10 protein-coding genes are annotated in these 14,326 nt (G+C 70.5%); 6 read left to right on the forward strand and 4 right to left on the reverse strand.

Annotation, left to right across the window (positions count from 1 at the left end; genetic code table 11):
* Nucleotides 1–80: 80 nt before the first annotated feature.
* The 4 genes from ABZ806_RS29460 to ABZ806_RS29475 all read right to left on the reverse strand — a co-directional run bounded on the left by ABZ806_RS29460 (nt 81) and on the right by ABZ806_RS29475 (nt 2,667).
* The gene (locus ABZ806_RS29460) at nt 81–674 is read right to left on the reverse strand and encodes an ASCH domain-containing protein (protein WP_500220673.1); all 594 of its coding nucleotides are present in this window, start codon (nt 672–674) and stop codon (nt 81–83) included.
* 42 nt (nt 675–716) lie between these two features.
* On the reverse strand, nt 717–1,688 hold the full coding sequence (locus ABZ806_RS29465; RefSeq protein ID WP_500220674.1) for a hypothetical protein: 972 nt from the start codon (nt 1,686–1,688) through the stop codon (nt 717–719).
* A 36-nt stretch (nt 1,689–1,724) separates the two neighbouring features.
* A complete protein-coding gene (locus ABZ806_RS29470; protein ID WP_500220675.1) occupies nt 1,725–2,144 on the reverse strand; it encodes a hypothetical protein in 420 nt (139 codons plus the stop codon).
* Nucleotides 2,145–2,328: 184 nt separating this feature from the next.
* Entirely contained in the window at nt 2,329–2,667 is a 339-nt protein-coding gene (locus tag ABZ806_RS29475) for an ArsR/SmtB family transcription factor (RefSeq protein ID WP_500220676.1), read from the reverse strand.
* A gap of 54 nt (nt 2,668–2,721) precedes the next feature.
* Between ABZ806_RS29475 and ABZ806_RS29480 the strand changes: the two genes are divergently transcribed.
* The 6 genes from ABZ806_RS29480 (at nt 2,722) to ABZ806_RS29505 (ending at nt 14,326) form a co-directional block, all read left to right on the forward strand.
* A complete protein-coding gene (locus tag ABZ806_RS29480) occupies nt 2,722–3,486 on the forward strand; it encodes an SDR family NAD(P)-dependent oxidoreductase (RefSeq protein WP_500220677.1) in 765 nt (254 codons plus the stop codon).
* A 235-nt stretch (nt 3,487–3,721) separates the two neighbouring features.
* Complete coding sequence (locus ABZ806_RS29485; protein ID WP_500220678.1) at nt 3,722–4,573, forward strand: sigma-70 family RNA polymerase sigma factor; 852 nt, start codon at nt 3,722–3,724, stop codon at nt 4,571–4,573.
* A gap of 2 nt (nt 4,574–4,575) precedes the next feature.
* Nucleotides 4,576–4,926 carry a DoxX family protein gene (locus ABZ806_RS29490; RefSeq protein ID WP_500220679.1) on the forward strand — a complete coding sequence of 117 codons (351 nt, stop codon included), beginning with the start codon at nt 4,576–4,578 and terminating at the stop codon, nt 4,924–4,926.
* Nucleotides 4,927–5,126: 200 nt separating this feature from the next.
* On the forward strand, nt 5,127–6,314 hold the full coding sequence (locus ABZ806_RS29495) for an RNA-guided endonuclease InsQ/TnpB family protein (RefSeq protein WP_500220680.1): 1,188 nt from the start codon (nt 5,127–5,129) through the stop codon (nt 6,312–6,314).
* A 98-nt stretch (nt 6,315–6,412) separates the two neighbouring features.
* A complete protein-coding gene (locus ABZ806_RS29500) occupies nt 6,413–9,469 on the forward strand; it encodes an NACHT domain-containing protein (protein WP_500220681.1) in 3,057 nt (1,018 codons plus the stop codon).
* Between the two features lie 96 nt (nt 9,470–9,565).
* A complete protein-coding gene (locus tag ABZ806_RS29505; protein WP_500220682.1) occupies nt 9,566–14,326 on the forward strand; it encodes a HEAT repeat domain-containing protein in 4,761 nt (1,586 codons plus the stop codon).

The raw sequence follows: 14,326 nt of genomic DNA on the forward strand, positions 1-14,326 counted from the left end.
GCGCGGCGTCGTGTCCAGGCCAAGCCGGAGACCTTGTCATCGAAGTGCGCCAAAGCGCTAATAGCCGCGTCCGGAACGGATCATTCGCTCAAAGAGCGTAGGTAAGCCATGAGGGCCTTGCCGCGGGGGGAGAGGCGGTAGCCGGTCTCCATGCTTTCGGTGAGGCCGAGGGCTTTGAGGCGGCGGACGTCGGCCTTGAAAGGGAGTTTGTCGCGGCCCAAGTGTTCGGCCAGGTCCAGGGCGCGCAGGCCGGGGTGTTCTTCGATGAGGCGAAGGACCTCGCGGGTCCAGGGGGCGCGGCGGCTGCGGGCGTCGACGGCGTCCAGGGCGGTTTTGAGATCGGCCAGTTCCTGATCGGTGAGGTCGTCGTTCGCGGCCAGTTCCGATCGTGGATCGGGGCCGCTTAGGTGGAGCATGACCCGGTGGTACGCGCCCTCCTTGCGGCTCTTGGACAGGGCCGTGAGCAGCGCCGCGCGGCTGGTGAAACCCGAACGGAGAGCGTCCTCCTCGGTGATCTCCTCGGGCGTGACGACCGTGACCGAGTCGATGACGATGACCCCCACCCAGGTGCGCTGGGTACTCCCCGCGCGGACCCGGGGCTCGGCCCACACCCGGAACACCCGGTCGACCCGCCCGCCCGCGATCCCCTCAAGAACCTCACGCCTGAACAGCATCGTTCCCTCCCCGGTGCCGTTTTGTGCTTTGGCTAATGGTGCTCACTGGTCGATGAGATAGGACTGGATTTCCGAAAACCAGGTGGGCTTGGCTCCGTTGACGGCCATGAAGTAATGCAGGATGGCGTTGTTCGACGCCAGACATTGTCTGATCTTCGACATCTCTTGGGGGGTGGGGTGGTAGGAATCGTATCGGTTCGGGTGCCGGGTGAATTCTTTAGTGAGGAAAAATTCTTGCCGATATGCTGAGATTGGGCCGGGCAGTGCTATGACCGCCTCGCCTGCGTTGACCTTCTTGCTCTCCCTGTCTCGAACCAGATCCACTCCGATGTGATAAACGAACAGCCTACCTCCGTCCAGGTTGCGGCCTACCTGCATGGCGGCTTTCGGCAGCCTCAGGTCGAGTTTGAATCTGTCGGCTTCGTCCGGCCCTATCTCTTGACTGAGCGGGACTTCCATCTCTTGTCCCGGCGTTGGGTGGACGGGCATGGTGAGGCCGTATGTTGCGGATACGTCGAGTCCGCCGCCCTGGCTGAAGCACACTTCGATGAGCGAGAATTTTCGGATACTGACCAGTGCCCGCTTGATCACGCTTCGCCGACTGCCCGAATTGAGTAACTTTATGTCCAGGGAGACGGGTTCTCCGCCTACCTTCGGTGTGTCGACCAGCATGTCGACGATCTCGATTTTCGGCGCCGGGACGTTCGTCTTCGACGGAGCGGAGATGCCGAGCTCGGGCTGGCTAGGATCGTCGGCCAGCTTTTCCCGCACATAGAATGCACCGGGGATGACAATGGCTACAAGGGCGGCGAAGGCCACTGCGCCCAGAAAGTTCGGATTGGCGAGGAAGGTCAGCCGTCCAGGCGGCGAATGGTTGTGCCCGGTTGACCGCGTGTTGATGTTCACGTCTCCGCCGACGTCCTTGACCTGGAAGACGCTGTCCGCCACATCGCTGCGATAGACGCCCTGAACCGGTGTCGGCTCGTCTTCCGGGGGACTCGGCGGGTCGGTCAACGCGCACCCGCCCGGGTCAGGCTCCCTGGAGCGCCCTCATCGGTCCGCGTCAACGTCACCACCGACTCCTTCTACTTGGGTCACATCGCCGGATACCTGGGACTCGACCACCGATTGCCCGCCAGGGCCCGATGCCGGTGCGACACCGCCGGGAGCACGTGTCGGATGTGGCGATGCGGGCGCGTTGCCGATACGCACGCTCCCACCTACGCCGCGGATCTGGGTGACACTGCCGCCGACCGTCGTTCCCTCGACACGCTGGCCCGACCGCGCGACCTCATCGGTCGCTCTGCTGGACGAGGCGCCATAGATCGCGACGCCCAAGCCCGCCAACCCGACGATAATCCCGGTGACACTGGCCAGCTTGTCAGCCTTGTCCAGGCCCACCGCCGCGAAATGCCACGCCAGCCCCACCGAAGCTGCGGCAGCGACGTTTCCCCCGCTCCACGTCAGCACCCGTCTCCTCATGCAGTAATGGTCGCGCCTCCCCTACTTCGCTTACCTTGCCCCGGCCAGAGTCGGTCACGGAGCTGAACCCGCAAATTCAGCATCACCGTGCTCACTGGCCGCTCGGTGTGGGCGCTGCTCCATCAGTTGCGGCAGCATCCTCGAATCGGCGGTGTGGTCTCTCAGGGGCGTTTCAGCCGTCCGTGTGGACGTGGGCGCCGACGTCGTCGTTGTGGGCCGCGTCGAGGACGGCGGCGAGGAGGCCGGGGAAGCGGACGTCCAGGTCGCCGCGGCGCAGTTCGACAAAGCAGCGGGTGCCCTCTTGGCGGGTGCGGGTGAGGCCGGCGTCGCGCAGCACCCGGAGGTGGTGGCTCAGCGTCGATTTGGCGACCGGAGCGCGCAACTCGCCCCATCCCCGCTCGCGGCCATCGGACAGCACCCGTACCAGGCCGACCCGGATCGGGTCGCTGAGCGCCCCCAGCACCGCGACGAGAGTGATCTCGTCCGGTTCGGGATGCCGTGCCTGCTTCATGGGCACGATGGTAGCTTGTTCGACGTTCTACGAACATCGAACAAAGGAGGGTGCATGACGGGTCGGCCGCATGGCGACTTCACCGGAAGGGTGATCGTCGTCACGGGTGCGGGATCGGGTATCGGCCGCGCCGCCGCACGCGCCTTCGCCGGCGCCGGAGCCCGGGTGCTCGGTGTCGGGCGGCGCCCTGAAGCGCTGGAGGAGACCGCCGCCGGGCACGAGGAGGTCGCCGTCCACGCGGCGGACCTGCGCGCGCCCGAGACGGCTCGGCAGGTGATCGACGCCGCGGTCGGACGGTGGGGCCAGGTGGACGTCCTGGTCAACAATGCCGGCGCCACCAAGGTGATGGCGTTGGCCGACACCACCCACGCCGGCGTCCGGGAACTGTTCGACCTCAACGTCACCGCGCCCAGCCTGCTCGCCCAGGCCGCCCTGCCGCACCTGCGCCGCAGCACCGGCTCGATCGTCAACATCTCCAGCACCTACGGCCACCGGCCCCTGCCGGGCGCCGCGCACTATGCCGCGTCCAAGGCGGCCCTGGAACACCTCACCCGCTGCTGGGCGGTCGAACTGGCCGCCGACCGGGTACGCGTCAACGCCCTCGCCCCCGGCCCCACCGAGAGCGGGGCACTGGCCGCGGCCGGACTCGACGAGCAGGCCATCGCCCAGATCAAGGCCGAGGAGACCGCCCGCATCCCGCTGGGCCGCCGGGGCGAACCCGCCGAGGTCGCAGCGTGGATCCTGCGCTTGGCCGACCCGACCGCGACGTGGCTCACCGGCCAGACCCTCACCATCGACGGCGGCCTCGAACTCGCTTAGATCACGCGCGAGCGCCGGCCGTACCCGGCAGGGGCTCCTAGAGGCGGTCGAGGAGGTCCTTCTTCTGCTGCTCGCGTCGGCATGGTCGGCATGGGAGTGCATCAGTAGCTGCTAGTGGCCCGCTCCGTAACGCCGCGGACGGGGGGTGTGGTGGGCGGCGTGTGTTGCTGCTCGTGGGTCACCTTTTGCGGGTTTGGTGCGTCTGGGGGGTGGACTACCGGAAGGGGGAGGCGGCGTGGCGGCGGATGAGGGTGAGCGGGGTGCGGTTTTTGGGCGGGAGCGGTTGCGTCTGGTGGCGGTGGCGTTTCGCATTCTCGGGTCGGACGCCGACGCGCAGGATGTTGTGCAGGAGGCGTGGACCAGGTATGTCCGTGCCGACGTCGAGGAGATCCGCAATACGCAGGCGTGGCTGACGACCGTGGTGACGCGATTGTGCCTGGATCTGCTGCGGCGGTCCCGTGAATACCCCCGGCAGCCCGAGGATCTTCCGGAGGCCGCCGGTGGGGAGGACCCTGCGGAGGTCGCGCTGCTCGCGGCCGAGCTGACCGCGGCCTTCACGGTGGTGGTCGAGGAGTTGACGCCTCCGCAACGGGTCGCGCTCATCCTGCACGACGTGTTCGGTTCGCCCTTCGAGGAGATCGGCCGCATTCTGGGCACGACCGCGGGGTCGGCCAAGAAACTGGCCAGCCGGGCCCGGGGACGAGTTCGGCATTCCGCATGGCCGGACGTCGAGTCCAGCGAGGCCCATCGAGTTGTGCGCGCTTTCATGAAGGCCGCTCAGCAGGGCGATATCGATGGCCTTGTGGAGGTCCTGCATCCGGATGTGACGAGGACGGCCGACCCGCAGATTCTCCGCCCGGGGGGCTCGCAGCGCGTCCACGGGAGAAGGGCCGTGATCGAGGAGACCGGTGCTATGCGTGCCGCCGCTCGGCGGGCCCGACTGGTCCTTGTTGATGGGCGGCCGGCTATCGCGGTGGGGGCGGGGCCGCTCGCCGTTCTGGTCTTCCACATTGTCGACGGTCTCATCGTCCATTACGACGTCATCGCCGATCCTCGGCGGCTGGCGTTGCTGCATATCGAGGGGTGACAGTGTTCATCGCTTACGTCGTCGTCACCAGCGTTACGGTCGCGATCAATGCCGCGATCGTCGTCGCCGATCTGGCCAAGGCGGAGTTCGTCCTCGCCAACTCGGCCGAGGTGGGTGTGCCGCGTGCGTCGTTGCCGCTGCTGGCCGCGCTGAAGGGGGCCGGTGCGGCAGGGCTCGTCCTGGGGCTGCTCGGACTCGATGTCATCGGCATCGCCGCGGCGGCCGGGCTCGTGGCCTTTTTCGTCATCGCGGTCGCCGCGCATGTACGGGCCCGGGTCTTCTACAACATCGCCTTTCCCGGTGCCTACCTCGCGCTGGCCATCGCCTCCCTCGTGCTTGCCGTGACGGCCTGACCGGCGTCCGGGCCGGCCCGTAGGGTGAGGAACCCCGGGGCGAGTGGAGCGTGGATGCGGTCGCAGTTCAGCAAGCTTCTAGCGAGGAACCACGGTCCTTCAGGGCCGGGAGGAATCGCTTCCCTCGTACGCGGCGCCCCGGCGCCGGCGGGTTCCGCCCTCAAGACAACCTAGATTCTGTAATGATACAGTCACGGATTGTGAAATTGGTGGTGCAGGTCAAGCTGCTGCCGACGCCCGAGCAGGCGGCGGCACTGGCCGACACTCTGCATCGGGTCAACACCGCCGCCGACCAGGTCTCGGCCGTGGCCTTCGCAGAGTTCGGGCTGCGCTGCCGTGAACTGCCCTTGCGGAGGCTGTGTTACGGCGATCTCAAAGCGGCCGGGCTGGGCGCTCAGGCCGCCCAGCACGTGATCAAGCGGGTCGTAGACGCTTACACCGCCCTGCGCGGCACCATCCGCAACGGCCGTCTCGGCGGCCCGGCATCTCGAAGACGCCGCAAGGCCGAGTCCAAACCGATCGCGTTCCGGCCGGACGCCGCGCACACCTTCGACGACCGGTGCCTGTCGTGGCAGTTGGACGCGGGCACGGTCAGCATCTGGACCACGGCGGGGCGGTGCAGGAACCTGCGGTTCGCCTGCTCTCCCGAGCAGGCCACGATGCTGGCTGATCACCGGAGGGGCGAATCGGATCTGGTGTACCGGGACGGGATGTGGTTTCTGCTGGCCACTTGCGAGGTTCCCGAACCGCCGGTGTTCGAGCCGGCCGACTGGGTGGGGGTGGACCGCGGCATCGTCAACCTGGCCACCACCTCCGACGGCGACAACCACCAAGGGCGTCGGCTGGGCCGGTACCGGCGGTGGCAGGCCCGCAAACGCGCCGAACTCCAAGCCACCCGCACCCGATCGGCGGCCCGGCTGCTGAAGAAGCGGGCCCGCCGCGAGGCGCGGCACGCCCGGCATGTCAACCACACGATTTCCAAGCAGGTCGTCGCCGTCGCGGCACGCACCGGACGCGGCATCGCACTCGAGGACTTGAGTGGGATCCGCGGACGGGTCACGGTTCCACGCGACCAGCGGGCACGCCTGTCGTCCTGGCCCTTCCACCAACTCGGGCAGTTCATCGCCTACAAGGCCCGCCGCGCCGGTGTGCCGTTGATCGAGGTGGATGCGGCCTACACCTCGCAGCGCTGCCCGCGCTGCGGACACACCGCCAGGAACAACCGTCCCACGCGGGACCACTTTGAATGTCGCCGGTGCGGTCTCGCTGGGCCCGCCGACGTCGTCGCCGGGGTCAACGTGCGCGACCGCGCACGCTCGGCGTGGGTATTCGTCAACATGCCAAAACCGCCCCCACCTAGTGCGAGGGCTGGTGGATGCGACCCGTGACCGCCCCACCGTAACGGGCAGTCGGGAGCGCAAACAAAGCCCCCAGGACCGAACGAGCAAGCCCGGTCCCTGCAGGGCCGAGTAGTTGACTTACGCGGATGCGGTGCGGTGGCGGTAACGGCAGCCCGGTCGTGGCGGCGCTCGATCGGCTCACCGGCGGGCTGCTGCTGGCGGCGACCGGTGGCGGCAGCGAACTCGCGCTCAGTCTCTTCGACGCCAAAGGGGAACTGGCCCGGCTCAGCGGGCAGCTCGTCAGCGGCCTTTCCGGACGTCTCGGCGGGCTCGGACGCTTCGAGCGCACCGAACGGCTGCAGGCGGCGCACTCGGTGATCGTCATGACGGCGTTCTTCGAGGCGCTGCACGAGGTGCGGCTGCCTTTCGAGATGGACGAGTTGAAGCTCGACCGGGCTTCCCAGATAGCGAGCGTCACCGGGCAGAGTGAGTCGTCGGCGCGTTTGCGGAACCTTGTCGGGATCCTCGCCACCGGGCCTCAGCCGGAATATAACGTCCGAATGCTCGAGGACGTCTATGCGGGTTTCGCAGACGCCCTGATCGACTACTTGGAAGTACTGGCGGTCTGGGACGGATTGGACGAGCCGGGCCGCGACGGCCTCCGGCTGGTACTGCGGGAGCAGGTGCCCGCGCGGGCTATCCGCCGTTATGAGGAACTGCTGCGGCGGCTGGCCGCCGACTTTCCGGAGGTCGCCTTCTGGACGAACCGGCTGCAGCATGACGCGACCCGCGTGCAACTCGAAGACCTTCGGACCGGTCTCGCCGGTCTCGGACGCCTCCTTGACGGCATCGCCTCCGGGAGAGCGCCCGACGACCGGCGCCTCGCCCTCGCGCGCGGGCACCAGCGGGTCCTGGACCGTCCGATCGTGCCGAGCGATCCCGCCGACGGTGTCGTCGTTCCCGTGCTCGGCGCGGCGTACCTGAACCCCCGCTTCCGGTACGGCGGGGTGGTGGCCGGGGCGCCGCTCGACCAGGAGTCGTGGTGGACGGAGGTGCCCGTCCGCACCGATTTCCAGGGGTTCCTCGCCGGGTTCCTGACCTCGCCGCAGGCCGCCGAGCGGCCGCTGCTCGTCCTCGGGCAGCCGGGCTCGGGCAAGTCCCTGCTCACCAAGGTGATGGCGGCCCGCCTGCCCGCCGCGGACTTCCTCACCGTGCGGGTTCCGCTGCGGGAGGTGCCGGCCGACACCGACGTCCAGTCGCAGATCGAGGCGGCGGTGCGGGCGGCGACCGGTGAGCGCCTGAGCTGGCCGGATCTCGCGCGGTCCGCCGGTGGGGCGCTCCCGGTCGTCCTCTTCGACGGGTTCGACGAACTCCTGCAGGCCACGGGCATCGGCCAGAGCGACTACCTGGAGCAGGTCGCGCGGTTCCAGGAGCGGGAGGCCGACCAGGGACGTCCGGTGGCGGTGATCGTGACCAGCCGCACCGCGGTCGCCGACCGCGCCCGCATCCCCTTCTCCAAGCTGGCCGTGGTGAAGCTCGAAAGCTTCGACGACGCACAGGTGGCCGCGTGGCTGGCGGTCTGGAGCGACCACAACGCCGACCGGCTGGCCGCGCGGGGGCTGCGCCCGCTCAGCCCGCACGCGGCGCTCGCCCAGAGCGACCTGGCCAGGCAGCCGCTGCTCCTGCTCCTGCTCGCCCTCTACGACGCCGAGGACAACGGGGTGTCGGGGACGGGGGTGGGCCTGCGGGAGAGCGACCTCTACGAACGCGTCTTCCGCAGGTTCGCGCAGCGGGAGGTCCGCAAGGAGCAGCCCGCGCTCGCGGGCGACCGGCTCGACGCGGCCGTCGAGGCGGAGCTTCTCCGCCTGTCCGTCACCGCGTTCTCGATGTTCGTCCGCGGGCGCCAATGGGTCACCGAGGACGAACTGTCGGCCGATCTCGCGGCGCTGAGCCTGGAGGACGCCGGCCCGTCCGCGGAGGCGGGATTCCAGCAGCCACTGACCTCGGCCCAGATCGTCGCCGGCAGGTTCTTCTTCGTCCACCGGTCGGAGGCGACCGTCGGGGTGCGCCGCCTGACCACCCTGGAGTTCCTGCACGCGACGTTCGGGGAGTTCCTGATCGCCCGGCTGGTCGTCCGCGAGCTGGACGAGCTCGCGGCGGCGAGCGCGGTGCGGAGCCGCCGGACCACCGACGACGGATTCCTGGCGGCGCTGCTGTCGTTCACGCCGCTGACCGGACGCGACAACATCGTCCGGCTGTTCCTCGGCGATCTCGCGGCCGACCTCGGCACGGCGGAGAAGGAGCGGATGTGCCGGGTGGTCATCGACCTCCTGCAGCGGGTGGACACCCGGGACGGCTGGGACCGGGACGGTTTCGGGCCGGAGCGGGTCGGGCTCCCGCACCGCTGCGCGGCGTACTCCGCCAACCTCGTCCTGCTGGCGGCGCTGCTGTGGTCGCCGGTCTCCGCCCGGGAGCTGTTCCCCGCCGCCCGCGAGCCGGTCGCCGAGTGGCGCAGGCACGCCCTGCTCTGGCGGTCGCAGTTCACCGGCGACGGGTGGCCGGGCCTGACCCGCGCGTTGCGGGTCGAACGCATCCGGACGGACGACGCCAGAGACCTGTCGATCAGCGTCACGGACCGCTGGCTCCCCGAGCGCATCGACCCGCTCTGGACGTACGACGACCTCCGCAACTACAGAGAGGTCGGCTGGAGCCAGGAGTACATCGAAGATCTGCATCGGGACTCCTACTTCGTCTGCGATGCGAACACCGATGTCGTCTGGCATGCGCTCACCCCGGTCGTGGAGCACCTGGACGCCGTCGGCCAGGGGGCGACCAGGGCGTTCGGCAGCGCGGACGGGCAGGTCCGGTCGACGACCAACGCGTTCCTCGAACTCTGGTGCGCGTCGAGCGACCCCATCGGACTCCCGCTCGACGACCTCTACCTGTCGCTGCCGGAAGTGATCTTCGCCAGTCGGTCGGTGGGCGACACACTCGGCCGCGACGCGCTCTTCCTGAGGCTGCTCCGGCAGGTCGCCGCCGACCGCTACCGCCTCTCGGCCGAGACCCGCGTCCAACTCGCGCGCTGCTTCCAGAGTCACGTGATGACGATGGCTTGGCGGCGCCACCCGATCGCCCGCACCTGGTACGCAGAGGCGTTCGGCGATCTTGAGGACGTCCCGCCATGGCCTCCGAGCGGCGCGTAGAGCCGCCGAAGGCCCGCTTCGGACCGCGTTCGCCTTCGCCTTTCTCCGTGCTTTTCCGGGCTCGGGTTCGCGGCCCGCTTCGGTAGATTGAGACAGATGACGGGAAGTGCGGCGACCGAGCGCCTGCTGCGCTCAGCCGTCGTCTCACTCGAGGTGCCGAGCACCGGACAGCCGGTGCTGGGCACCGGTTTCCTCGTGGCGCCGCACGTCGTGGCGACCTGCGCGCACGTGGTGGCGAAAACGCTCGCCGAACTGCCCGAAGTCGTCTTCGGCACCGTTCCCGGGAATGCGGAGAAGATCGAACTGGTCCCCGTCCCGGCGTGGTACATCGGCAAAGACGCGGGCGGGCCGGACCTGGCCTTTCTCTGGTCCGCCAAGGCCCTTGACAATGCGCACGCGATGCTCGCTCCGGCGGTCGAAACGGGCGATCCCCTTCTCACCTACGGCCATCCGGCGGGCCGGTTCCGGGGCGGGCAGTCCGCCACGCTTCATTACGCCGGGGCATCGCGGCTCGAAGGCGATCAAGAGGACTGGGAGCCGGAGCGCGTCGTCGGGACCCCGGTCTCGGGCGGCTACAGCGGCAGCCCCGTCCTCAACCTGCGTACCGGTGCGGTCTGCGGGCTGATGTGCATGTCGAACGACCGCGGCAGCGCCCACATGGCGGGGGCGGCGGACATCCTCCGCCATCTCCCGGAGGAGGCGGCCGCCGCCCAGGACCGGACGCCCGGGCCCGGCGGCGCCGCGTGGCTGGCCACGCTGACCGACGACCAGATCACCGCCGGCGGGTGGCGGTATGCCGGGCCGCGGCTCCGCGACTACCTGGAGACCGCCGTCCGCGCGGCGCTGCTCCCCGCCCGCTCCGACGCGGACGGTACCGCCCGGCTCCCCGACCTCGCCGACGTGTACATGGAACAGGCGGCGATGCCGGACGAGACCATGCCGGAGGGCCACACCGCGATCCCCGCCGCCGAGATCTTCCAGCGCGATGCGCACGCGATCATCTTCGGCGGCCCGGGTCTCGGGAAGTCCAGCCTCCTCCGCATGGGGTTGACAGAGCTGGCGCGGGCCTGGCTGGACGACGATCCCCGGACCGGGATCCCGGTGCGCGTCCAGGCGACCGACCTGGCGGACGCACGGCCGCTCCCGCAGTTGATCGCCGCGAGCGTCGAGGCCGACCTCAGCGCGGCCGGGATCGTCAGTTCCTGGCCGCCGGAGTTCTTCGCGGCCGAACCCGTGCCCGGGGCGCGGTGGCTGGTGTTCATCGACGGGCTCGACGACATCGTCGACCTGGCGACGCGGCGGAGCGTCCTGGCGAAGCTCGCCGGCGTCGCGAACGGCCCGCACGCGTCCCTCTACCGGTTCGTTCTCGCGTCCAGGCCGCTGTCGCTCCAGGAGCTGGAGCAGGACGACGCGTGGATCAGCGGACGGTACGAGCTCCAGCCCTTCACCATCGGGCAGCTGCGGCGGTTCGCCGAGCACATGCTCGGCGAACTGGGCACGGACGATCCGGCGGCGGTCGCGCAGCGGCTGGTCGACGAGGTCGACCGGGCGAAGCTGGCGGGCATCGCGGTCGTGCCGCTGATGGCGACGATGCTGTGCCAGCTGCTCGCCCTCGATCTCGACCGTCCGCTGCCGACCGGCCTCACCGGCATCTACGAGGACTTCACCCAGGCCCTGGCCGCGCCCCAGTACGTGGACGGCAAGCGCGGCATCTTCCAGCAGGCCGAGGCCGCCTTCCGGCCGTACGGCCCGCGGGCGGTCCGGGCCGCGACCGACGTGCTCGACCGCTCGGCGGACCTGCTCGGCCGGCTCGCCCTGGCCAGGCACGACGGCTCGGCCGAGCCCGCGCTGGAGCTGCTGGTCGGCTGGGAGCGGGGCTCGCGGCCGCAGCCGATCCCGGAGAAGCGCTGGCGCGAGTTCCTGAAGGGGATCCTGCGGCGCAGCGGGCTCCTGACGGAACGCCTCGGCGACTTCGTCTTCGTACACGACACGATCTGCGACTACCTGGCGGCCCGCGCCCTCGTAGCCGACGAGGACCGTTCGTTCGCGGCCTTCCACCAGCTCTTCTACGAGTGGCAGCGGCCCTGGCCGGGCGTCGCCGAGGTGTGGCGGCAGCCGAGCTGGCGCTACTCGCTCATGAGGTTCCTGATCGCCCTCTGGCCGGGCCGGGACCGCATGTTCAACGCGCTGCGCGGCGTCGCCGAGAAGGGCGGGCTCGCCGGCTGCGCGTTCGTCGTGTCGCTCCTCCAGGACGGCGTGGTCACCGACGAGCGCCTGGCCGCCGCGGCGGCGCCGACCCTGGAGCGGATCGCGTCCACCCCGGTCGACCGCGGGTTCGCGGCCCGGCAGGCGCTGGATCTGCTGGCCTGGATCGGGGCGAGGGACCAGCTCCGGCGGGTGGCGACGGCCGACTCGGCGACCCGGGAGACCCGCCGCCGCGCGACCGTCGTCCTGGCGGAACTCGGCGACGGCTGGGGGACCGCCCGGCTCGCCGCGCTGGCCGGTGACGGCGAGCGCGACGCCCACGACCGCCTCCACGCCTTCGGCGCGCTGGACCGCCTCGGGGACGAGCGGGCCGCCGACCTGCTCGAAGGCGTCGTCGACGCGCTGGTGGCCCGGATGGGGGTCCGCCGGACCACCGAGCGCATCGTGCTGGAACTGGGCAGGGGGCAGGGCGCCGGCGTCCTCGCGCGGATCGCGGAGTCGGAGGAGCTGACCCAGGCCGTCCGGGAGGCTTCCGCGCGCGCACTCGTCCGGCACGGCGACCCCCGCGGCCCGAGCCTGCTCGGCGCGGTGCTCGGCGATGACGGCTTCGACGCGGACGTGCCCGCCGCCCTGCCGGCCGACGTGGACCTGGCGCGCTATCCGCTGGCGCCGGACATGCTGCGTCTCATCGCGGCGGACACGGCGCTGAACGTCCAGATTCGGCTGCGGGCCTTCGAGGCGCTGACGCGGCACGGCGAGCAGAGTTTTCCCGGCCTGCTCGCCGCCCTCACCAAGGATCCGAGCACCGGACCGGACACCCGCAAGCAGGTGCTGGCCCTGTTCGCCGGGATGAGGACCAGGGCGGGGCTGGCGGCACTGGCGGCGCCCAAGACCGCAGACCCGGACGCGCGCATTGAGGACGGCCGGGCGGACGGGCCCACCGGGGACGACCACGTGAACGTGCTCGGTTCCATCGTCCTGGACCGGCATGTCGAACCGCACATGAGGATCGCGGCGGCGGAGTCGCTGGAGCTGTTCGGCGTGCCGGATGCCGCCGACTACTTCCAGGCGATCGTCGACGACGTCTCCGTTCCCGAGGTCCTGCGGCGCCGGGTGGCGAACATGATGGCCGCGGCGGAGCGGGATCCCGTGCGCAATCCCGACCTGTCGTCCGACGTGGTGCCGGCCGTTGAGAAAGGCCCTGCCCCCACGGGTAAGGGGCGGCAGGCGGCCTGGCAGGAACTCTTCGTCACGCTGTCGCGATGGCCGGCCCGGTGGCTGGACGAGGAGGGCGGCGGCTCGGACGGCCTCGTCCCGCTGCCCCGGTGCCTGGACGCGATGGCCGACTTCGCCCGGAACGCCCCCGCGTCGAAGAGCCCGCGGCTGGCCGCGGCGAAGGCGCTGGAATCCCTGGGGGACCCAAGGGGCACGTCGCTGCACGCCGGGGTGCAGTGGAACAGGGTGCGGAGTTCACCGAAAGGCGATGCCAACGGTGCGCAACTGTGCCTGACGCTTCTCGCCGAGGCGGCGGCCGCGGGAGAGCGAGCCCAGGGTGGCGATGGAGGGCATCTGCCCGTGGTCGCCGAACGCCTGCACCTCCTGCACGCGCTGGCCGATGACTCCGGCACGGACATCAACGTCCGCTGCCATGCCGCCGAAGTGATCGCCCGCTCTGGGGACGACCGCGGCAACGACGTCCTCCTGCTGCTCCTGGGCGACGCCGCGCAGAGCAGGAATGTGCGCGGCCGGATAGCGGAGACGCTGCATCGGCTGGGGGATCCCCGCGGCGTGAACCTGCTGCGGGGCATGGCCGTCGACGTGCGCAGATCCGTCTCGGAGCGGCAGGCCGCCAAACGGTGGCTCAGCTCGATCGGGCAGGCCGAGAAGGGCTACGCCGACGCCGTCGGACGGCAGCGGAGATGGCTGCGCGAAGCGCGGCAACTGCCCGATCCCGCGCTCAGCGCCCGCCTCCAGCTCAAGGAGTCCGCGACGGTGCCGGAGGTCGAGACGCGGGCGGCGATCCGGTACGTGCTGGCCCAGTTCGGCGACCCGGAGAAGGTGCGCGACCTGCTGGCCACCGCGACCGACCCCGGGGTCGCCTTCGACCGGCGCCGGGAGGCGATCGGCTCGCTCGCCCTGCAGGGGGCCGCGGGCGAGCTGGCGGAGCTGGCCGAGAACCCCGGATACGACGACACGGTGCGCTGCTGGGCGGCCGAGGAGGCGTCCTGGCTCGGCGAGCCGCGCGGGACGGAGACGCTGGTGTCCCTCGTCGAGGACCGCTCCGTCGACTCCTACACGCGGCGCGGGGCCGCGCACTTCCTGGTCTGGCTGGACGATCCGCGCGGGACGCGGCTGCTCGCCGGGCTCGCCACGGACCCGGCGACGACGATCGACGCGCGCCGCACCGCCACCGAGCTGCTCATCCAGCTCGAGTTCACCGGTGACCTGCTGGCGCTGGTCCTCGCCCCCGAGACCGCGGACGGCACCCGGCTCAACGCGGTCGACATCATCGCCTCGCACGGGGACGAGCCGGAGTACGTCCTCGCCCGGATCCGTGCGGAACCCGCGCTCTCCTCCGCGGTGCGGCATCGGGCCGCGCAGGCGCTGACCGCGCTGCAGGCAGGCCGGCCACCGGCCGCGGCGGGCGGCTGA

This window comes from Spirillospora sp. NPDC047418, from assembly GCF_040643275.1.
Lineage (GTDB): Bacteria > Actinomycetota > Actinomycetes > Streptosporangiales > Streptosporangiaceae > Spirillospora.

What these genes read in the sequence shown, in the direction of transcription:
- ABZ806_RS29460 (WP_500220673.1), bottom strand. Translation starts at nt 674, where the DNA reads ATGCTGTTCAGGCGTGAGGTTCTTGAGGGGATCGCGGGCGGGCGGGTC.
- ABZ806_RS29475 (WP_500220676.1), bottom strand. Translation starts at nt 2,667, where the DNA reads ATGAAGCAGGCACGGCATCCCGAACCGGACGAGATCACTCTCGTCGCG.
- ABZ806_RS29480 (WP_500220677.1), top strand. Translation starts at nt 2,722, where the DNA reads ATGACGGGTCGGCCGCATGGCGACTTCACCGGAAGGGTGATCGTCGTC.
- ABZ806_RS29500 (WP_500220681.1), top strand. Translation starts at nt 6,413, where the DNA reads ATGCGGTGCGGTGGCGGTAACGGCAGCCCGGTCGTGGCGGCGCTCGAT.
- ABZ806_RS29505 (WP_500220682.1), top strand. Translation starts at nt 9,566, where the DNA reads ATGACGGGAAGTGCGGCGACCGAGCGCCTGCTGCGCTCAGCCGTCGTC.